This window comes from Novosphingobium sp. (assembly GCF_041915465.1).
Lineage (GTDB): Bacteria > Pseudomonadota > Alphaproteobacteria > Sphingomonadales > Sphingomonadaceae > Novosphingobium.
This window is the reverse complement of record NZ_JAYSBK010000010.1, coordinates 31,341-50,398: the sequence shown is the minus strand read 5'-3', so window position 1 is coordinate 50,398 and position 19,058 is coordinate 31,341. Positions and strand designations below refer to the sequence as shown.

Here is a 19,058-nt window from a genome sequence, read left to right as displayed (position 1 = left end):
ACGCTGACCTATGAAGCGGTGTTCCAGACCACCAACATCGGCCTTGGCCAGACCACCGCGGTCGGCATCGGCGGCGACCCGGTGAACGGCACCAACTTCATCGACGTGCTCGAACTGTTCCTGGCCGACGATGAAACCAAGTCGATCATCATGATCGGTGAAATCGGCGGCTCGGCCGAAGAAGAAGCCGCGCAGTTCCTCAAGGACGAGGCCAAGCGCGGGCGCAAGAAGCCGATGGCCGGGTTCATCGCGGGCCGCACGGCGCCTCCGGGCCGCCGCATGGGCCACGCGGGCGCGATCGTCTCGGGCGGCCAGGGCGGCGCCGAAGACAAGATCGCGGCGATGGAAGAAGCGGGCATCCGCGTCTCCTCCTCGCCCAGCCTCCTCGGCGAAACCCTCGCCGAAGTGCTTAAGGGCTAATTCAGAACCGCGACGAAAGTCGCGGTTCACCATACTTCGGGCAAAGCCTATTCCTCCCCAGGGACGGATTGCCCCGGAAAACGACAAACCAAGATCGGGCGGCCTGCGGGCCGCCCACCCGAAAGGTTGAATGCGATGGGCAGCGAAAGCCACGATTTCCTCCCGGATGATCCCCAACCCGGCCCCAGCTGGGCGCGCGGCAACTGGCCCAAGGTCGGCGGCGCGTTCGAGGACGATCTGACCCAGGCGCTCGATCCCACGGCCATGCAGGCCGCAATCAAGTCCGCATCGGCCAAGGCCGGCGCCCCGCTGGACGGACGCGCGGTGGAAGAAGCCGCGGCGGATTCGATCCGCGCGATGATGCTGATCCGCACCTACCGCGTGCGCGGGCATCTGGCGGCGGACCTCGATCCGCTGGGCATTTCGCACCAGAACCTGCCGGCCGACCTTTCGCCCGAATATCACGGCTTTGTCGGCGCCGCGCTCGATCGCAAGGTCTATGTCGGCGGTGCGCTGGGCCTGCATTGGACCACGGTGCGCGAACTCGTCTCGATCCTGCGGCAGAACTACTGCGGCAAGGTCGGCCTTGAATACATGCACATCTCGGACGTCGAGGAACGCCGCTTCCTACAGGACCGGATCGAAGGCGGCGACAAGTCGATCGACTTCACCCCGGCTGGCAAGAAGGCGATCCTCGCCGCCGTGATCCGCGGCGAGCAGTACGAAAAGTTCCTGGGCCGCAAATATGTCGGCACCAAGCGCTTCGGCCTCGATGGCGGCGAATCGATGATCCCGGCGCTCGAAGCGGTGATCAAGTACGGCGGCCAGCTGGGCGTGCGCGAAATCGTTTACGGCATGGCCCACCGCGGCCGCCTCAACGTGCTCGCCAACGTGATGGCCAAGCCCTATCGCGTGATCTTCCACGAATTCTCGGGCGGCACCGCCAACCCCGAAGACGTCGGCGGTTCGGGCGACGTGAAGTACCACCTCGGCACTTCGGCTGACCGCGAATTCGACGGCATCAAGGTGCACATGAGCCTGCTGCCCAACCCCAGCCACCTCGAAACGGTGGATCCGGTGGTGCTGGGCAAGGTCCGCGCCAACCAGGCCTTCCGCGACGATATCGGCCCCGGCAAGCACAAGCAGGTGCTGCCCGTGCTGATCCACGGCGACGCGGCCTTTGCGGGCCAGGGCATCGTCTGGGAATGCTTCGGCTTTTCGGGCGTGCGCGGTTACAACACCGGCGGCTGCATCCACTTCGTCATCAACAACCAGATCGGCTTCACCACCAGCCCGCAGTTCTCGCGCGGGTCGCCCTATCCCTCGGACGTGGCCAAGGGCGTGCAGGCGCCGATCATCCACGTCAACGGCGACGATCCCGAAGCCGTGACCTTCGCCTGCAAGCTGGCGATCGACTATCGCCAGACCTTCGGCCGCGACATCGTGGTCGACATGTGGTGCTATCGCCGCTTCGGCCACAACGAAGGCGATGAGCCGGGCTTCACCCAGCCGCTGATGTACGCCAAGATCCGGCAGCACCCCGCCGTCAGCAAGCTCTATGCCGACCGGCTGGTGAAGGAAGGCGTAATCGACGCGAACTACGCGGGCGAAACCGAAAGCCACTTCGTCGCCACGCTCGAAACCGAGTTCGACGCCGCCAAGAGCTACAAGTCCAACCATGCCGACTGGTTCGCCGGTCGCTGGACGGGTCTGCACATGCCGGCCGATCCGGAAACCGCGCGGCGTAACGTGCCGACCGGCATCGAACAGAAGCTGTTCGACAGCCTTGGCCGCACGCTCTGCACGGTTCCCGACACGATCCAGATTCACAAGACGCTGGCCCGCGTGCTGGACGCCAAGCGCGAAATGTTCGCCACCGGCCAGGGCTTTGACTGGGCCACCGGCGAGGCGCTGGCCTATGGCTCGCTGCTCTCGGAAGGCTTCAACGTGCGCCTTTCGGGTCAGGATTCGGGCCGCGGCACCTTCAGCCAGCGCCACGCGGTGTGGGTCGACCAGACCGACGAGCACAAGTACATTCCGCTAACCACCGTGCCCCACGGCAAGTTCGAAGTGCACGACAGCCCGCTGTCCGAATACGGCGTGCTGGGCTTCGAATACGGCTATGCCAGCGCCGATCCCAAGACGCTGGTGCTGTGGGAAGCGCAGTTCGGCGATTTCGCCAACGGCGCGCAGATCATGATCGACCAATACGTCGCCTCTTCGGAATCGAAGTGGCTGCGCGCCAACGGCCTCGTCATGCTGCTGCCCCACGGGTACGAAGGCCAGGGTCCGGAACACTCCTCGGCGCGTCTGGAACGCTACCTGCAGCTCTGCGCGCAGGACAACATCCAGGTCTGCAACATCACCACTCCGGCGAACTACTTCCACGTGCTGCGCCGGCAGATGCACCGCCCGTTCCGTAAGCCCCTGATCATCATGACGCCCAAGTCGCTGCTGCGCCACCCGCTGGCCAAGAGCGTGGCTTCGGACTTCATCGGTGAAGGCCACTTCATGCGCATCCTGTCCGACACCAACCCGTCGGCGGACAAGGACACCAAGCGCGCCGTGCTGTGTTCGGGCAAGGTCGCCTATGACCTGATCGAAGCGCGCGATGCGGCCGAGATCAAGGACACGCAGATCATTCGGCTTGAGCAGCTCTATCCCTTCCCGGGTGAGCCGCTGGCAGCCCGCCTGGCCCGCATGCCCAACCTCGAAGAGGTGGTGTGGTGCCAGGAAGAGCCGAAGAACAACGGTTCGTGGTTCTTCGTCGAACCGCTGATCGAAGAGTCGCTGAAGGCCGCCAAGAGCAAGGTCGGCCGCGCGCGTTATGCTGGCCGCAACGCCAGCGCCTCGCCCGCAACCGGCCTCGCCAAGCGCCACGCCAACGAACAGGGCGCGCTGGTTGCCGATGCACTGGGCCTCTCGGTCCGTTCCGAAATTCGCCGTCGCTCGAAGTCGGCCTGATCAAAATCCTCCCAAGGAAACAAACAGATGTCCACCGAAGTCAAAGTTCCGACACTGGGTGAATCGGTTGCCGAGGCGACCATTGGCGAATGGCTCAAGCAGCCGGGTGAAGCGGTTGCGCTCGACGAGCCGATTGCCAGCCTGGAAACCGACAAGGTCGCGGTCGAAGTGACCGCGCCGGTTGCCGGGGTGATGGGCCAGTTCCTCGCCCAGGTGGGTGACAACGTCGCCGTGGGCGCGGTGATCGGCACGATCGAAGCCGGTTCGGGCGCGGCTGCCGCTGCTCCTGCTGCCGCCGCTCCGGCTGCTGCTCCGGCCCCGGCGCCGGCCGCCGCCGCTGCCGCCCCGGCCAGCGACGCCGCCGTGCTTTCCCCCGCCGTGCGCCGCGCGGTGCTGGAACACGGGATCGACCCGGCCACGGTCAAGGGCACCGGCAAGGACGGCCGCCTGACCAAGGAAGACGTCGTCGCCGCCGCGCAGGCCAAGACCTCGTCCCCTGCCCCCGCCGCCGCCGCTCCGGCTGCTGCCCCGGCCCCCGCCGGCGACCGCGGCGAGGAACGCGTCAAGATGACCCGCCTGCGCCAGACGGTCGCCAAGCGGCTCAAGAGCGCGCAGGAAACCGCCGCCCTCCTCACCACCTTCAACGATGTCGACATGTCGGCGGTGATCGCCGCGCGCGACAAGTACAAGGACACTTTCGCCAGCAAGCACGGCGTCAAGCTCGGCTTCATGAGCTTCTTCGCCAAGGCCGCCTGCCTCGCGCTGAAGGACATCCCGGCGGTCAACGCCCAGATCGATGGCGACCAGATCGTCTACTTCCCCTATGTCGACCTCTCGGTCGCGGTTTCGGCCCCCAACGGCCTCGTCGTGCCGGTGGTCCGCAATGTCGACCAGATGGGCTTTGCCGACATCGAAAAGGCGATCGCGGACCTTGGCAAGCGCGCCAAGGAAGGCACGCTGACCATGGCTGACATGGCTGGCGGCACCTTCACGATCTCCAACGGCGGGATCTTCGGCGGCCTGATGTCGACCCCGATCATCAACCCGCCGCAGTCGGCCGTGCTGGGCCTCCACCGCATCGAGGACCGCCCGGTCGTGCGTAACGGTGAAATCGTGATCCGCCCGATGATGTATCTGGCGCTGTCCTATGACCACCGCCTGATCGACGGCCGCGAAGCGGTGACGGCGCTCAAGACGATCAAGGAATCGATCGAAGATCCCACCCGCCTGCTGATCGACCTTTAAGGGACGCGAACCATGGCTGAATACGATTACGACGTTCTGTTCATCGGTGCCGGTCCCGGCGGCTATGTCGGCGCGGTGCGCGCGGCGCAGCTGGGTCTCAAGACGGCCTGTGCGGAAAGCCGCGAGACGCTGGGCGGAACCTGCCTCAACGTCGGCTGCATCCCCTCGAAAGCGTTGCTCCACGGCTCGGAAAAGTACGAGGAAGTCGCCAGCGGCGCCCTCGCCCGTTACGGCGTGAAGGCCGGCAAGGTCGAGCTCGACCTCGCCGCGCTGCAGGCCGACAAGGCCGATGCGGTCAAGGGCCTGACCGGCGGGATCGAATACCTGTTCAAGAAGAACAAGGTGACCTGGCTCAAGGGTCACGCGACCTTCAAGGACGCCCACACCGTCGAGGTTGCGGGTCAGACGGTGACCGCCAAGGAAGTGGTGATCGCCACCGGTTCGAGCGTGACCCCGCTGCCCGGCGTCGAGATCGACAACGACAAGGGCATTGTGGTGGACAGCACCGGCGCGCTGGCGCTGGACCGCGTGCCGGGCCACCTCGTGGTGATCGGCGGCGGCGTGATCGGGCTGGAACTCGGCTCGGTCTGGCGGCGTCTTGGCGCGAAGGTCACCGTGGTCGAATTCCTCGACCAGCTGCTCCCCGGCATGGACGGCGACATCCGCAAGGAAGCCGCCAAGATCTTCAAGAAGCAGGGCATGGAGCTGAAGCTTTCGACCAAGGTCACCGGCGTTGCCGTCAAGGGCAAGAAGGCCACCCTGACGGTCGAGCCTTCGGCTGGCGGCACTGCCGAAACGATCGAGGCGGACTGCGTGCTGGTTGCCATCGGCCGTCGTCCGAACGTGGCGGGCCTGGGCCTTGAAAACATCGGGCTTGCGCTCAACGCGCGCGGCCAGATCGATACCGGCCACGATTTCCGCACCGCCGTCGACGGCGTGCGCGCGATCGGTGACGTGATTCCGGGGCCGATGCTGGCCCACAAGGCCGAGGACGAAGGCATTGCCGTGGCAGAATACATCGCCACCGGCACCGGCATCGTCAATCACGCGGTGATCCCGGGCGTGGTCTATACCATGCCGGAATTCGCGGGCGTGGGCCTCACCGAAGAAGCCGCCAAGGCCGAAGGGCTTGAGATCAAGGTCGGCAAGTTCCCGATGATGGCCAACAGCCGCGCCAAGACCAATCACGAGCCGGAAGGCTTCGTGAAGGTCATTTCGGACGCCAAGACCGACCGCGTGCTGGGTGCATGGATGATCGCCAGCGTTGCCGGAACGATGGTGGCGCAGGTTGCCCAGGCGATGGAATTCGGCGCGACGAGCGAAGACATCGCCTATACCTGCCATGCCCACCCGACCCATTCCGAAGCGGTAAAGGAAGCGGCCATGGCCGTTCAGGGCAAGCCCATTCACATCTGATCGACAACCGTTCAGACCAGTTTATAGCGGGGCCGTCCGGCAGAACCGGGCGGCCCCCTTCTTTCAGGAGCATACCCCGTGGCCGATACCCAGACCGTCAAGCTGACCAGCGATGAGATCGAAATGATCGTCGATGCGCTCGAAGTCGATCTTGAAGGCTATGTCGAAGCCGCCAAGGAAGCGCGCGGCAACAACAACCGCGAAGACGTGGCAACCTTCACCGAAGCGGCCACCCGCATCCAGGCGCTGATGGCCAAGCTGCAGGACCTGATCGAGGACTGATCGCTGAATTCTGGCAAGACGCCGGATTCAGCGTTAGGCTCGCCTTCTGATACAGGGAGGAGAGGCCCATGCACCCGCAACTGACCGACCAGCCCGGCGCAATCGCAACGGCAAAGATGATCGCGCGCGGCGAACTTTCGCCGCTCGAGGCCGTCGATGCCGCAATTGCGCGGATCGAGGCGCTCGACGGCGCGATCAATGCCGTGGTCGTGCGCGATTTCGACCGCGCGCGGACTGCCGCCAAGGCGCTGGACGGCAAGGCCCCCGCCCCGCACCAGCCGCTGTTCGGCCTGCCGATTACGATCAAGGAAGCCTTCGACATTGCCGGGCTGCCCACCACCTGGGGGATCGAGAGCTGTGCGGGCAATATCGCCAAGCGCGATTCCGCCGTGGTGCGGCGCTTGAAGGCCGCGGGCGCGATCTTCCTGGGCAAGACCAACGTGCCGCCGCAGCTGGCCGACTGGCAGTGCGACAACCCGATCTATGGCCGCACCGACAATCCGCACGATCCCGCGCGCTCGCCCGGCGGCTCGTCCGGCGGATCGGCGGCGGCGCTCGCCAGCGGCATGGTCGCGGCTGAATATGGCAGCGACATCGGCGGCTCGATCCGCATCCCCGCGCACTTTTCGGGCGTGTGGGGCCACAAGACCACCTGGGGCGCCGTCAGCAGCGAAGGCCATGCCTTCCCCGGCAGCGACGGACATGACATCGCGCTGGGCGTGGTCGGTCCGCTGGCCCGCAATGGTGAGGACCTGGCCCTGCTGCTCGACCTCACGCTCGACCGCCCCCTGCCCCGGCGCGGCAAGCCGCTGACGGAATGCCGCTTCCTCTATCTCGACCAGCACCCGCTGTGCGAAGTGGACGAGAGCGTGCGCGAGGCAGTCGAGGGCGCGGTGGAGGCGGCCGGCAAAGCCGGCGCGCAGGTGAAGCAGGATCAGCACGCCCTGCCCGATCTGGCGGCTGCCCACCGCGATTATGTGAAGATGCTCCAGATCGCGATGTCGATGGGCGCACCCGGCCCGGGCGGAAAGGTCGCCACGGCTGCCGACTGGTTTGCCCTGCTCGACGCCCAGGCGCGGCTCCAGCGGCACTGGGCGGCGCTGTTCGAGACTTACGATTTCGTGCTGGCCCCGCCTGCCGCGATTCCCGCCTTCGCGCACGACTTGACGCCTATGAACCTGCGCCGCTTCACCGTGAACGGGCATGAGGTCGGCTCGGAAGCCGTGCTCGCCTATGCGGGCCTCGCGACCTTCCCGGCGCTCCCCTCCACCGTGATGCCAGTGGGCAGCGCCGGACACCTGCCGGTGGGGATGCAGGTGATCGGCCCGCTGTTCGGAGACCGCGACTGCGTGGCGACCGCGACCGCGATCGGACAGGTCCTGCATGGCTGACCTGGGCGTGGCCGCCGCTATTCCGCAGATTCCGACCGTGCTCGATCTTGCCGGCACGGCGGTCTTCGCGCTGTCGGGCGCGCTGCTGGCGGCGCGGCTGCGGCAGACCTTCGTCACCATGGGTTTCTTCGCGCTGGTCACGGGCGTGGGCGGCGGTTCGGTGCGTGATCTGCTGATCGGCGCGCCGGTGTTCTGGATGCGCGATCCCTGGGTTGCGCCGGTCTGCCTTGGCGTCGCGCTGGTCGCCTGGTTCACGCCCCGCCGCTGGTGGGAGGGGCAGCTGCTGGAATGGGCCGACGCCGCCGGGCTTGCCGCCTATGCGGTGCTGGGCACGGCCAAGGCGCTGGCCTTTGCGGTGCCGCCGGTGCCCGCGATGCTGATGGGGATCATCACCGGCTGCGTCGGCGGGATCATCCGCGACGTGGTGGCGGGCCGCCCCTCGATCATCATGCGGCCGGAACTTTACGTCACCGCCGCCGCGCTGACCTCTGCGATCTGCGCGGGCGGGGCGGTGCTGAGCCTGCCGCGCGAGATCGTCTGGCCCGTGGCCGCGCTGGCCGGCTTCGCGCTGCGCGGCAGCGCGATCGCCTTTGGCATTCACCTGCCCGCTTACCGGCGGGCGGAAGATTAAGCCCGCGGCAGTTCCTTGAGCGGGCGCGAGGTATCGGCCAGGTCTTCGGGCGCGATCGCCGCGCCTTCTTCCACCAGCTTGCGGGCCTGGACATAGTCCTTCATCGCGTTGACCGCGTCGATCGCGATCAGCCTGCCGTGCTTGAGGTAGAGCACCGAGAACGAGCGCGTCGCCGGATCGCCGCGCAGCACGGTGGCATCGTGGTTGGTGGACAGGCCGACCGTCTGCAGTTTCAGGTCATACTGGTTCGACCAGAACCACGGTGTCGCCTTGTAGGCTTGCGGATCGCCCATGATCGACTTGACCGCGCAAACCGCCTGGTCGTTGGCGTTCTGCACGCTTTCAAGGCGGATCACCGCGCCTTCGGCAAACTGGTTGGCATGGGCCGCGCAGTCACCGATGGCGTAGATGTCTTCCAGGCTGGTGCGGCAGAACTCGTCGACGTCCACCCCGTTGCCGCCCGCGGCGCCAGCGCTCAGCAGCTGGCCGACCGCGGGGACAATGCCGATGCCCACGATCACCATCTGGCAAGCGATCTCGCTGCCGTCGGACAGCTTGACGCCGGTCACGGACGTATCGCCCAGGATCGCGTCCACGCCGGTTTCGGTGCGCAGGTCCACACCGTGGCTGCGGTGTTCGGCCTCGTAGAAGGCGGAAAGCTGCGGCCCGGCAACGCGCGCCAGCACGCGCGGCAGCACTTCGAGCAGGGTCACTTCCTTGCCCAGCTTGCGCAGCACGGCCGCCGCTTCAAGCCCGATATAGCCGCCGCCGATCACCACGACGCGCTCCACGCCCGCCAGTTCGCCCAGGATCGCATCGGCATCCGCGCGCGTGCGCACACCGTGAACGCCCGCAAGCTGCGCGCCGGGGATCGACAGCCGCCGCGGATCGCCGCCGGTCGCCCAGATCATCTTGCCATAGGTGGCGGTGCGTCCATCGGACAGTTCAACGCGCCTTGCCGCCGGATCGACCGAGACGACCTCGGTGCTCAGCACCAGGTCGATGTTCTTGGACGCCCAGAAGTCCGGCTGGCGGATGTAGAGCCGGTCAAACGTCTTGTCGCCCAGCATGTATTCCTTGGACAGCGGCGGGCGTTCATAGGGCGGCTCGCCCTCGCGCCCGATCATGGCGACGCTGCCTTCGAAGCCCTGCTGGCGCAGCTGGATCGCGGCCCCGCCGCCGCCCTGCCCGGCACCCACGATCAACACGTCGTAATGCATTTACACCCTCGTTCGCATATCTGTTTCGGCGGTCCATAGCGTGAGCCACGGTTCGCACAAGAACATTGCGTCAGGTCAATGGTGCAAGACCGATCTGATCGCGAGCGAAACGAGTCCGAGACTGCCCACGCTGGCCGCCCAGAGCAGCACGAACCAGCCAAACCGGCGCAGGCCAAGGCGCATCAGTGATACCCCTCGGCGCCAACCTTGCCGCGAAACACCCAATAGGCCCAGCCGGTGTAGGCCAGGATTACCGGCACCATCAGCCCCGCGCCCACCAGCATGAACAACTGGCTGCGATAGGGCGCGGCGGCCTGCCAGATCGTGACCCGCGCCGGGATCACGTCGGGCCAGATCGAAATGCCCAGGCCGACGATGCACAGTCCGAACAGCCCGAGCGCATAGGCAAAGGGCTGGAATTCGCGGCGCCGGGCCAGGCTGCGAAAGAACAGCACGCTGACCACCGCGCTCGCCAGCGGCACCTGCGCGGTGGCGAGAACGCCGGGGAAGCTCAGCCAGCGCAGGTAGTACTTGGTTTCCAGCTGCAGCGTCGCCAGGCTGACCAGCACGATCGCGCCAAGCAGCGCGAAGCCGAGCCGGCGGGCATAACGATAGGCCTGGTCCTGCAGATCGCCGGTGGTCTTCCAGATCAGCCAGCAACTGCCGAGCAGCGCATAGCCGATCACCAGCCCCGCCCCGGTCAGCAGGCTGAAGGGCGAAAGCCATTCCCACCAACCGCCGCCATAGGCGCGCCCGGTCACGGTGATGCCCTGCAGCAGCGCGCCCAGCGTGATCCCTTGCGCAAAGGTGGCGACCGCCGATCCGGCAGTGAAGGCCGCGTCCCACAGCGGGCGATGGGCGGGATCGCGCCAGCGAAACTCGAACGCCACCCCGCGCAGCACCAGCCCCAGCAGCATCGCGATCAGCGGGGCATAAAGCGCGGGCAGGATGATCGCATAGGCCAGCGGGAATGCCGCGAGCAGCCCCCCGCCGCCCAGCACCAGCCAGGTCTCGTTACCGTCCCACACGGGAGCGATCGAATTCATCGCGGTATCGCGCTGCGGCCCCACGGCAAAGCGCGGGAACAGGATGCCGATGCCAAGGTCGAACCCGTCCATCACGACATAGGCGATGATGGCGAAGCCGATGATCCCGGCCCAGATTACGGTCAGGTCGATCATTGCCCGGCTCCTTCCACCAGCGCGCTGGCGGGCGTGATCCCGGCCGAGCGGATCGGAGTGCCATCCAGCGTCTTTTCATGGGCTTCGGGCGGCTTCTTCATCAGCCGCAGCAGATACCAGATACCCGTGCCAAAGGCGCCGAAATAGACCAGCGCGAAGGCGGCGAGCGACGCTGCAACGGCCGGCGCGTCAAGCGGCGAGACGCTCTCGCTCGTGCGCAGCAGGCCATAGACGGTGAACGGCTGGCGCCCCACCTCGGTTACCACCCAGCCCGCCAGCACCGCCACGAACCCGGCCGGTCCCATCGCCACGGCAATCTTGTGCAGCAGGCCCCAGTCGTAAAGCCGTCCGCGCGCCCGCGCGATCAGGCTGAACAGCCCCAGCCCCGCCATCGCAAAGCCGAGACCGACCATCACGCGGAACGCCCAGAACACGATGCCCACTGGCGGCTGATCGGCCTGCGGCACGGTGTCGAGGCCCTTCAGCGGCGCATTCAGATCATGCTTGAGGATCAACGACGAGGCCTTGGGGATTTCCACCGCGTAGTCGACCCGCTGGGCCTTGCTGTCCGGAATCCCGAACAGGATCAGCGGCGCGCCGTTCGGGTGGCTCTGGTAATGGCCTTCCATCGCCATGACCTTGACCGGCTGGTGCGCCAGCGTGTTGAGGCCGTGCGCGTCGCCCGCCAGGATCTGCACCGGGGCGACCAAGGCGGCCATCCACATCGCCATCGAAAACATCTTGCGCGCGCCGGGATTGGCGCGGTCCTTCAGCAGGTGCCACGCCCCGACCCCGCCAACCGCGAAAGCCGTGGTCAGGTAGGCGGCGATCACCGTGTGGACCAGGCGATAGGGAAAACTGGGATTGAAAATGATCGCGGCCCAGCTCGGCCCCGGCAGGAACTGGCCATTGGCGCCCACTTCATAGCCGACCGGGGTTTGCATCCAGCTGTTCACCGCCAGGATCCAGAACGCCGAGATGAAGGTGCCGATCGCCACCGCGAGCGTCGCCACGAAGTGCAGCCGGGGGCCGACCTTGTTGATCCCGAACAGCATCACGCCAAGAAAGCCGGCCTCGAGGAAGAAGGCGGTAAGCACTTCATAGGCCATCAGCGGACCGATGATCGGCCCGGCCTTGTCCGAAAATACCGCCCAGTTGGTGCCGAACTGATAGGACATCACGATGCCCGAGACGACGCCCATCGCGAAAACCACGGCGAAGATCTTGAGCCAGTAGCGATAGAGGTTGGCATAAACCCCGCGCCCGGTCCTCAGCCACAGCGCCTCAAGCACGGCAAGAAAGCTTGCCAGTCCGATCGAGAAGGCGGGAAACAGGAAATGGAACGAAACCGTGAACGCGAATTGCGCCCGCGCCAGCAGGAAAGCCGTCATGTTTTCTCCCCGCCGGGTCAGGCTGCGAGGGCTGCCCAGCTTCTGTAGAGCATGTAGCAGGCAACGATCAGGATGAGGGTTGCAAAGACTGCATTAAGTGTTCCCTTTTTCGCCGAAAGTCGGCGCGAGATCGCCGTCCCGGTCACGCTTCCGATAACGCCTCCGGCAATGAAGCTGCCCGCCAGCGGCCAATCGACCAGCCCCGAAAAGGCATAGTTCGCCGCCGTGGTCAGTCCGAAGGCGCTGACTGCGACCAGCGAGGTTCCGATTGCGCGGTAAATCGGCATCGAGGTGGATGCGACCAGTCCGGGAACGATCAGGAAGCCCCCGCCGATCCCGAAGAAGCCCGAAAGCACCCCGGTTCCGAAGCCGAAGCCGGCCACCTTGGGAAAATTGTCACGGTTGCAGACCACGCCCTCGACGCCTTCGTTGCCGCGCCCGCGGAACATCAGCGCGCCGACCACGATCATCAGCAGCGCGAAGAGGAACAGCAGCTTCTGCCCGTCGAAGGCCTTGCCCAGGGTCGAGCCGGCCAGCGCACCGATCACTCCGGCGGCGGCATAGGCCCCGCCGCATTGCCAGTTGACGTTGCTGGCGCGGGCATGATTGACCAACCCGGCCAGCGCATTGGCGGCAACGGCCAGAGCGCTGGTGCCGATCGCGATATGGGGGCTCTTCACGCCCACCACATAGACCATCAGCGGCACGGCCAGGATCGACCCGCCGCCACCGACAAGCCCCAGGGAAAAGCCCACCAGAACCCCGCTCAGCGCGGCCAGCAGATAGATGAGATCGGCCATGATCGCGGCACCTCGTGCGTTAGAGCAGGTTCAGCGGCAGCTTGAGGTAGCTTACACCATTTTCTTCGGGCTCGGGGAAGTGGCCGCCGCGAATGTTCACCTGCACAGACGGCAGGATCAGGCGCGGCATGGCCAGCGTTGCATCGCGCGTCTCGCGCATGGCAACGAAGTCGTCCTCGCTCACGCCGTCATGGACGTGGATATTGGCGGCCCGTTCAGCGGCGATGGTCGTTTCCCAGACATATTCCTTGCGGTCCGGCGCCTGGTAATCATGGCACAGAAACACCCGCGCCTCGCCCGGCAGGGCCAGCAGGCGGTGGATCGAACGGTACAGCGTGCGCGCGTCTCCGCCGGGGAAATCGCAGCGGGCGGTGCCATAGTCGGGCATGAACAGCGTATCGCCGACGAACACCGCATCGCCGATCACATAGGCGAGGCAGGCGGGCGTATGGCCGGGAACGTGGAGCGCAATGGCCTCGATCCCGCCAACGGCAAAGCGGGTACCGTCCTCCATCAACTGGTCGAACTGCGATCCGTCGCGCGCGAAGCTTTCAGGCTCGTTGAACACGCCGGCAAAGGTTTGCTGCACGGTGGTGATGGCCGCCCCGATCACCAGCTTGCCGCCGAGCTGCTCCTGGAGGAACGGCGCGGCCGAGAGGTGGTCGGCATGGGCATGGGTTTCGAGCAGCCAGTCGACGCTCAGCCCCTCGGCGCGGACATAGTCCACCACCGCCTGCGCCGAGGCAGTCGAGGTGCGGCCCGAAGGCTGGTCGAAATCGAGCACCGAGTCGATGATCGCGGCGCGCCTGGTCGCCGGATCGTGGACCACGTGAGTCGCGGTGAAAGTCGCTTCGTCGAAGAAGGTGCGTACCACAGGCACGCGCGCCGCCGCCCGGGCAGCTTCGACCTGCGCGATCGCGGCATAAAGAACCGTGTCGGACATAACCACAAATCCTGCCTTGTCGCGGCCTTGCAGGAACGGAGACCCCGGTCTGGCTCCGATTGTCAGTCCGGGGTCTCCGCCTGGTTGTTCCGTCCTGCACGGGGGTAGCAGGGCGGAACGGGGGGCTCGACTCGTTGAGCAATATTTGCATTGACTAATATTCGTTATATCGCATATAAGCAAGTGCAAATATGAAGGGCGACTCATTCAGCCCTTCCAATCGAAGGACTTAGCATGTTTGGTCTTGGCAAGCCGAAGCACAAGGAACTGTCCCCCAACCAGCTCGCCGCCATGCTGCGCGAAGACCGCGCGCTGGTCGTCGACGTGCGCGAACCCGATGAGTTCGCCGCCGGGCACATCCCCGGTGCCGTCAATATGCCGCTGTCCGGTTTTCGCGCATCGCAGCTCCCCGATCCGGGCGACAAGGTGCTCGTGCTGAACTGCGCGGCGGGCCGCCGCTCGGCCATGGCGCTCGACAAGTGCGGTGCCGCCCAGGCGGAAGTCGATACCCATCTTGCCGGCGGGTTCGGAGCGTGGCGCGCGGCCGGACTGCCGGTCGAATAGGAAACGGACGAAAAGTCGAGCTCTTCGCGCAGGTCGCACTTGCAAGAGAACCGGAAAATCCTAAGTGGAACGGTGAATATGAAGCCAACCGACCTTTCTGAACTGAAGGCCAATGCCAATGTGATGGCCGGGCGGCTCAAGATCATGAGCCACCCCGAGCGTCTGCTGATGCTGTGCCGGCTCGATGAGGGTGAGGCGTCGGTCACCGAACTGGTGGATCTTTCCGGTCTTTCGCAATCGGCCGTATCCCAGCACCTGGCGATGCTGCGCGACGAAAGCGTCGTCACCATCCGGGGTGAGGCGCAGACCCGGTTCTACAGCCTCAAGGACCCGATCGTCCGCGAAATCATCCATGCACTGTGCCTGATCTGCGATCAGCAATAGGCGGCGCGCGCCTGCGCTCGCCGATTTGCCGCGCAGTTTGCGCTTAAGCGATCAATCCCGCTTGCACGCGGGCCGATAGTCTGGAAACTCCCCGCTCAAACAGGGAGCAGGATAACCAGATGAACGGTGCAGAAGCTTTTGTCGGTACGCTGAAGGATTGCGGGGTCGAGGTCTGCTTCGCCAACCCCGGCACTTCGGAAATGCAGCTGGTTGCGGCAGTTGACCGCACCCACGGGATGCGCGCGGTGCTTGGCCTGTTCGAAGGCGTGGTGACCGGCGCGGCGGATGGTTATGGCCGCATGGCGGACAAGCCGGCGGTGACGCTGCTGCACCTTGGCCCCGGCCTCGGCAATGGCCTGGCCAATCTCCACAACGCGCGGCGCGCAGGTTCGCCGATCATCAACATGGTCGGCGATCACGCGACCTATCACCTGCACTACAACGCCCCGCTGACCTCCGACGCACAGGGCGTCGCCCGCCCGATGTCGGACTGGGTGCGCGTTTCGACCTCGGAGCGCGATCTGGCGCAGGCGGGCGCGGAAGCCTTCGCCGTGGCGCAGAGCTATCCCGGCAAGGTCGCGACCGTGATCGTGCCCGCCGACCATGCGTGGAACGAAGGCTCGGCCAAGGTCGCCGTCCCCACCCTGCCCGCTCCGGCCAAGGTTCCCGCCGATGCCATCACCGCCACTGCAGAAGCGCTCAAGAGCGGCGAAGGCCCCAAGTGCCTGTTCCTCGGCGGCCGCGCGCTGCGCGAGGATGCGCTGGTGCAGGCCGGGCGGATTGCCGCCGCCACCGGCGCGCGGCTGATCTGCGAAACCTTCGCCGCCCGGCACCAGCGCGGCGCGGGCCGAGTCGCGGTCGAAAAGCTGCCCTACTTCGGCGAAATGGCGCAGGCCTATATCGCGGGCCTGCGCACCATCGTGTTCTGCGGCACCGAGCCGCCGGTCTCGTTCTTCGCCTATCCCGGCAAGCCCAGCTTCCTCTCCCCGCCCGAAGCGCAACTGGTGCGCCTCGCCTCGCTGCGCGAGGATGCGCTGGATGCGCTGACCGCGCTGGCCGATGCGCTGGATGCCCCGGCGCAGCCCGCGCTGGTGCAGCAGGCCGCCCTGCCCCCCGCCGCGCCGGGCAAGCTCGATGCCGCCAACTTCGGCGCGATCCTCGCCGAACTGCTGCCCGAAAACGCCATCGTTTCCGATGAGGGCGCGACGCAAGGCGGGGCTTCGTTCGTGATGACCGCCGGGGCCAAGCCGCATGACTGGCTGCAACTGACCGGCGGCGCGATCGGCCAGGGCCTGCCGCTGGCCGTGGGTGCGGCGGTTGCCTGCCCGGACCGCAAGGTGATCGCGCTGCAGGCCGATGGCTCGGGGATGTACACCAACCAGGCGCTGTGGACGATGGCGCGCGAGCAGCTGGATGTGACCACGATCATCCTCAACAACGGCTCCTACGCGATCCTCAACATCGAACTCAGCCGCGTCGGCGTGCAGAACCCCGGCCCCAAGGCGCTGTCGATGCTCGACCTCAGGAATCCCGAGATTAACTGGGCCGAACTGTCGCGCGGCCTGGGCGTGCCAGCCGTGCGGGTCGATACCGCCGAAGCCTTCCGCGAGGCGCTGGCCGAAGCACTCGCTGCCAAGGGGCCGCGCCTGATCGAAGCGCTGCTCTGATGGGGGAATCGCTCAACCTCCTGCCCGCCAGCTTCCCCGATTTTCGGCGCGAGGCGGAGAAGAACCTGCCGCGTTTCCTGTTCGATTACATCGACGGCGGCGCGGGCGCGGAGGTCACCCTGCGCCGCAACACCGCCGACTGGGAAGCGGTGCAACTGACGCAAAAGGTGCTGTGCGACGCCTCGAAGATGGATTGCTCGGTCGAGCTGTTCGGGCGGAAGCTGGCCATGCCGCTGGTGCTGGCCCCGGTCGGGATGGGCGGGATGACCGCGCGGCGCGGCGAGGTTCAGGCCAAGCGCGCCGCTGATGCGGCGGGGATCGACTTTTGCCTCTCCACTGTCGGAATCTGCCCGATGGAGGAAGTCGCCACGGTTTCGGACCGGCCGTTCTGGTTCCAGCTCTATATGCTGAAGGACCGCGGGATCGTTCAGGAGATTCTTGAACGCGCCCGCGCCCACGGGGTGGAAACGCTGGCCTTCACCATCGACCTTGCGGTGCTCGGCACGCGCTACCGCGATATTCGCAACGGCATGGCGGGCGGCCTGGGGCCGTGGGGACGGTTCCGCTCAGGCGCGCTCGACTATGCGCTGCATCCCGGATGGGCCGTGAACGTTGGCCTGCTGGGCGGCCCGCACGGGTTCGGCAATATCGCGCCTTATGTGAAGCAATCGAAGAACCCGCGCGATTACCTGCACTGGACCGGCACCCAGTTCGATGCCTCGGTCACCTGGAAGGACATCGAATGGCTGCGGGGGATCTGGCCCGGCAAGCTGGTGCTCAAAGGCGTGCTCGACGTGGAAGATGCGAAGCAGTCTGTCGCCATCGGGGCTGACGGGATGATCGTCTCCAACCACGGCGGACGGCAATTGGATGGCGTGGCCTCGACCGCGACGATGCTGCCGCGCATCGCCGATGCGGTGGGCGATCAGACCACCTTGCTGGTCGATGGCGGCATCCGCTCAGGCCAGGACCTCGTCCGCGCGCTGGCGCTGGGCGCCAAGGCCGCACTGGTCGGCCGCCCGTGGGTAATGGCGCTCGCCGCCGGGGGCGAAGCCGCACTGACCCGGATGCTCGGCCTGATGAAGCAGGACATGCGCACCGCTTTAGGTCTTTCGGGTGCGATCAACGCGCGCGATGTCGGGCGCGAGGTGTTGCTGAACGGTTAGGCCAACACCTTCCCCGGGTTCAGGATGCCCTTGGGGTCCATCGCCGCCTTGAGCGTGCGCATCAGCGCGATTTCTTCGGGCGAGCGGGTGATGTGCAGCCAGTCGCGCTTTTCAACGCCGATGCCGTGTTCGGCCGAAATCGAGCCCTTCACCGGCACCAGTTCGCCATAGACGATTTCCTCGACCCGGTGGTGGGCGCCCTCGTCGAACGGGCGCGGGCCGACGAGGAGGTGGAGGTTGCCGTCGCCGATGTGGCCAAACACCACAAGCTTGGAATCCTCGCCCCACTGCGCCAGCACTTTCTCCTTCACCCGGCCGACATAGGCGTCCATTTCTGTGATCGGCAGGCTGACGTCGAAAGTCACCGAAGGCAGCGTGTAGTGATAGAGCCCCTCGATGTCGTCGCGGATCGCCCACATCTGCGCTGCCTGCGCCTTGCTGGCGGCGATCACCGCGTCGACCACCAGGCCCTGCTCCAGCGCTTCGCCCAGCACGTCGGCGAATAGTTCGGCGTCGCGATCGGGATCGAGGCCGCTCATTTCGGTGAGGATGTAGAACGGATGTCCGCCCGGCAGCGGGGAGTTGTGGCGGCCCGAGGCGACCGCGATCGGCTCGTAAAAGCTGGCCCACATCACCTCGAACGAGGTCAGCCCGCTGCCAAGCCGGCGGCCCATGTGCATGAAGAACTTCTGCACCGCATCGAAGCTTTCGAGCGCGAGGAACGCGGTTGACGAACCCAGCGGCGCGGGGTGCAGTTTCAGCACGGCGCGGGTGATGATGCCGAGCGTCCCCTCGGTGCCGATGAACAGGTGCTTGAGGTCATACCCGGCGTTGTTCTTGAGCAGGCTGTTCATCGCCGAAATGATCGTGCCGTCGGCCAGCACGGCCTCCACGCCCAGCACGTTGTCGCGCATCATGCCGTAGCGCACGACCGAATTGCCGCCCGCATTGGTCGACATGCCCCCGCCAATGCTGGCCGAACCGCGCCCGCCCCAGTCGACCGCAAACTTGAGGCCCTGTTCGGCCGCCGCTTCCTGCACCGCCTGGACGGGAATCCCCGCCTCGACAGTTACGGTGCGGCCAACCGGATCGATCCGCTCGATCTTGCGCATCCGTTCGAGCGAGATCTGAATGTCGGTCGGCTGCGACTCCGTGCCGCGCACCAGCCCGGTCATGCCGCCAACGGGGATCACGACCTGCCCCGCCGCATGGCAAAGCTTCATGACTTCGGAGAGTTCCTGCGTGGTCGCGGGGCGCACCACGGCGAGCGCCTGGCACTTGGCATGGCCCATCCAGTCCGCCGCGCGCAGAGCCACGTCCTCCCCGGTTATCAGGCCCTTGGGGCCGACAATCGCGGCAATCTGGTCAAGCAAGGCAGTCATTCCGGTCCTCT

Annotated in this window: 17 protein-coding genes and 1 pseudogene; 11 read left to right on the top strand and 7 right to left on the bottom strand. The window is 66.2% G+C overall.

Annotated features, from left to right (window positions below):
• The 7 genes and pseudogenes from ACE3SN_RS03620 to ACE3SN_RS03590 form a co-directional block, all read left to right on the top strand.
• Positions 1-420: pseudogene (locus ACE3SN_RS03620) on the top strand (succinate--CoA ligase subunit alpha); the annotation flags it as partial.
• A 135-nt stretch (positions 421-555) separates the two neighbouring features.
• Positions 556-3,384: a 2-oxoglutarate dehydrogenase E1 component gene (locus ACE3SN_RS03615; protein WP_374527555.1), complete on the top strand. Its 2,829-nt coding sequence runs from the start codon at positions 556-558 to the stop codon at positions 3,382-3,384.
• Positions 3,385-3,411: 27 nt separating this feature from the next.
• A complete protein-coding gene (odhB, locus tag ACE3SN_RS03610; RefSeq protein ID WP_374527554.1) occupies positions 3,412-4,629 on the top strand; it encodes a 2-oxoglutarate dehydrogenase complex dihydrolipoyllysine-residue succinyltransferase in 1,218 nt (405 codons plus the stop codon).
• A gap of 12 nt (positions 4,630-4,641) precedes the next feature.
• Entirely contained in the window at positions 4,642-6,045 is a 1,404-nt protein-coding gene (gene lpdA / locus ACE3SN_RS03605) for a dihydrolipoyl dehydrogenase (RefSeq protein WP_374527553.1), read from the top strand.
• 78 nt (positions 6,046-6,123) lie between these two features.
• The gene (locus ACE3SN_RS03600; RefSeq protein WP_374527557.1) at positions 6,124-6,327 is read left to right on the top strand and encodes a hypothetical protein; all 204 of its coding nucleotides are present in this window, start codon (positions 6,124-6,126) and stop codon (positions 6,325-6,327) included.
• Positions 6,328-6,395: 68 nt separating this feature from the next.
• Positions 6,396-7,718, top strand: a complete 1,323-nt coding sequence (locus ACE3SN_RS03595) for an amidase family protein (RefSeq protein WP_374527551.1) — start codon at positions 6,396-6,398, stop codon at positions 7,716-7,718.
• Positions 7,711-8,349: a trimeric intracellular cation channel family protein gene (locus ACE3SN_RS03590; RefSeq protein ID WP_374527549.1), complete on the top strand. Its 639-nt coding sequence runs from the start codon at positions 7,711-7,713 to the stop codon at positions 8,347-8,349. Before ACE3SN_RS03595 ends, ACE3SN_RS03590 begins: the two co-directional genes overlap by 8 nt.
• Here ACE3SN_RS03590 and ACE3SN_RS03585 read toward each other — a convergent pair.
• From ACE3SN_RS03585 to ACE3SN_RS03560, 6 genes are all read right to left on the bottom strand, one after another.
• A complete protein-coding gene (locus ACE3SN_RS03585; RefSeq protein ID WP_374527547.1) occupies positions 8,346-9,569 on the bottom strand; it encodes an NAD(P)/FAD-dependent oxidoreductase in 1,224 nt (407 codons plus the stop codon). The two genes, ACE3SN_RS03590 and ACE3SN_RS03585, sit on opposite strands and share 4 nt — an antisense overlap.
• A gap of 75 nt (positions 9,570-9,644) precedes the next feature.
• A complete protein-coding gene (locus tag ACE3SN_RS03580; RefSeq protein WP_374527545.1) occupies positions 9,645-9,752 on the bottom strand; it encodes a DUF2474 family protein in 108 nt (35 codons plus the stop codon).
• Positions 9,752-10,750 (bottom strand): cytochrome d ubiquinol oxidase subunit II, encoded by a 999-nt coding sequence (gene cydB / locus ACE3SN_RS03575; RefSeq protein ID WP_374527543.1) that lies wholly within the window; start codon positions 10,748-10,750, stop codon positions 9,752-9,754. Before cydB ends, ACE3SN_RS03580 begins: the two co-directional genes overlap by 1 nt.
• A complete protein-coding gene (locus ACE3SN_RS03570) occupies positions 10,747-12,141 on the bottom strand; it encodes a cytochrome ubiquinol oxidase subunit I (RefSeq protein WP_374527542.1) in 1,395 nt (464 codons plus the stop codon). The genes cydB and ACE3SN_RS03570 overlap by 4 nt, the downstream gene beginning before the upstream one ends.
• Before the next feature lie 17 nt (positions 12,142-12,158).
• Positions 12,159-12,941, bottom strand: a complete 783-nt coding sequence (locus ACE3SN_RS03565; RefSeq protein WP_374527540.1) for a sulfite exporter TauE/SafE family protein — start codon at positions 12,939-12,941, stop codon at positions 12,159-12,161.
• 19 nt (positions 12,942-12,960) lie between these two features.
• Positions 12,961-13,884 carry an MBL fold metallo-hydrolase gene (locus ACE3SN_RS03560; protein ID WP_374527538.1) on the bottom strand — a complete coding sequence of 308 codons (924 nt, stop codon included), beginning with the start codon at positions 13,882-13,884 and terminating at the stop codon, positions 12,961-12,963.
• A gap of 234 nt (positions 13,885-14,118) precedes the next feature.
• Here ACE3SN_RS03560 and ACE3SN_RS03555 point away from each other — a divergent pair, with 234 nt between their 5' ends.
• The 4 genes from ACE3SN_RS03555 to ACE3SN_RS03540 all read left to right on the top strand — a co-directional run bounded on the left by ACE3SN_RS03555 (position 14,119) and on the right by ACE3SN_RS03540 (position 17,665).
• The gene (locus ACE3SN_RS03555; RefSeq protein ID WP_374527536.1) at positions 14,119-14,448 is read left to right on the top strand and encodes a rhodanese-like domain-containing protein; all 330 of its coding nucleotides are present in this window, start codon (positions 14,119-14,121) and stop codon (positions 14,446-14,448) included.
• A gap of 78 nt (positions 14,449-14,526) precedes the next feature.
• Entirely contained in the window at positions 14,527-14,832 is a 306-nt protein-coding gene (locus ACE3SN_RS03550; RefSeq protein ID WP_374527534.1) for an ArsR/SmtB family transcription factor, read from the top strand.
• Between the two features lie 119 nt (positions 14,833-14,951).
• The gene (locus ACE3SN_RS03545; RefSeq protein WP_374527532.1) at positions 14,952-16,499 is read left to right on the top strand and encodes an acetolactate synthase large subunit; all 1,548 of its coding nucleotides are present in this window, start codon (positions 14,952-14,954) and stop codon (positions 16,497-16,499) included.
• Complete coding sequence (locus ACE3SN_RS03540) at positions 16,499-17,665, top strand: L-lactate dehydrogenase (protein WP_374527531.1); 1,167 nt, start codon at positions 16,499-16,501, stop codon at positions 17,663-17,665. Before ACE3SN_RS03545 ends, ACE3SN_RS03540 begins: the two co-directional genes overlap by 1 nt.
• Here the strand turns inward: ACE3SN_RS03540 and ACE3SN_RS03535 are convergent.
• Positions 17,662-19,047, bottom strand: coding sequence for an FAD-binding oxidoreductase (locus tag ACE3SN_RS03535; RefSeq protein ID WP_374527529.1), 1,386 nt, complete (start codon positions 19,045-19,047; stop codon positions 17,662-17,664). The genes ACE3SN_RS03540 and ACE3SN_RS03535 overlap by 4 nt on opposite strands.
• Between the last annotated feature and the right edge of the window lie 11 nt (positions 19,048-19,058).

Excerpts from the sequence above, each read along its gene's own strand:
- ACE3SN_RS03615 (WP_374527555.1), top strand. The coding sequence starts at position 556 with ATGGGCAGCGAAAGCCACGATTTCCTCCCGGATGATCCCCAACCCGGC.
- odhB (WP_374527554.1), top strand. The coding sequence starts at position 3,412 with ATGTCCACCGAAGTCAAAGTTCCGACACTGGGTGAATCGGTTGCCGAG.
- lpdA (WP_374527553.1), top strand. The coding sequence starts at position 4,642 with ATGGCTGAATACGATTACGACGTTCTGTTCATCGGTGCCGGTCCCGGC.
- ACE3SN_RS03595 (WP_374527551.1), top strand. The coding sequence starts at position 6,396 with ATGCACCCGCAACTGACCGACCAGCCCGGCGCAATCGCAACGGCAAAG.
- ACE3SN_RS03590 (WP_374527549.1), top strand. The coding sequence starts at position 7,711 with ATGGCTGACCTGGGCGTGGCCGCCGCTATTCCGCAGATTCCGACCGTG.
- ACE3SN_RS03585 (WP_374527547.1), bottom strand. The coding sequence starts at position 9,569 with ATGCATTACGACGTGTTGATCGTGGGTGCCGGGCAGGGCGGCGGCGGG.
- ACE3SN_RS03580 (WP_374527545.1), bottom strand. The coding sequence starts at position 9,752 with ATGCGCCTTGGCCTGCGCCGGTTTGGCTGGTTCGTGCTGCTCTGGGCG.
- cydB (WP_374527543.1), bottom strand. The coding sequence starts at position 10,750 with ATGATCGACCTGACCGTAATCTGGGCCGGGATCATCGGCTTCGCCATC.
- ACE3SN_RS03570 (WP_374527542.1), bottom strand. The coding sequence starts at position 12,141 with ATGACGGCTTTCCTGCTGGCGCGGGCGCAATTCGCGTTCACGGTTTCG.
- ACE3SN_RS03565 (WP_374527540.1), bottom strand. The coding sequence starts at position 12,941 with ATGGCCGATCTCATCTATCTGCTGGCCGCGCTGAGCGGGGTTCTGGTG.
- ACE3SN_RS03560 (WP_374527538.1), bottom strand. The coding sequence starts at position 13,884 with ATGTCCGACACGGTTCTTTATGCCGCGATCGCGCAGGTCGAAGCTGCC.
- ACE3SN_RS03555 (WP_374527536.1), top strand. The coding sequence starts at position 14,119 with ATGTTTGGTCTTGGCAAGCCGAAGCACAAGGAACTGTCCCCCAACCAG.
- ACE3SN_RS03550 (WP_374527534.1), top strand. The coding sequence starts at position 14,527 with ATGAAGCCAACCGACCTTTCTGAACTGAAGGCCAATGCCAATGTGATG.
- ACE3SN_RS03545 (WP_374527532.1), top strand. The coding sequence starts at position 14,952 with ATGAACGGTGCAGAAGCTTTTGTCGGTACGCTGAAGGATTGCGGGGTC.
- ACE3SN_RS03540 (WP_374527531.1), top strand. The coding sequence starts at position 16,499 with ATGGGGGAATCGCTCAACCTCCTGCCCGCCAGCTTCCCCGATTTTCGG.
- ACE3SN_RS03535 (WP_374527529.1), bottom strand. The coding sequence starts at position 19,047 with ATGACTGCCTTGCTTGACCAGATTGCCGCGATTGTCGGCCCCAAGGGC.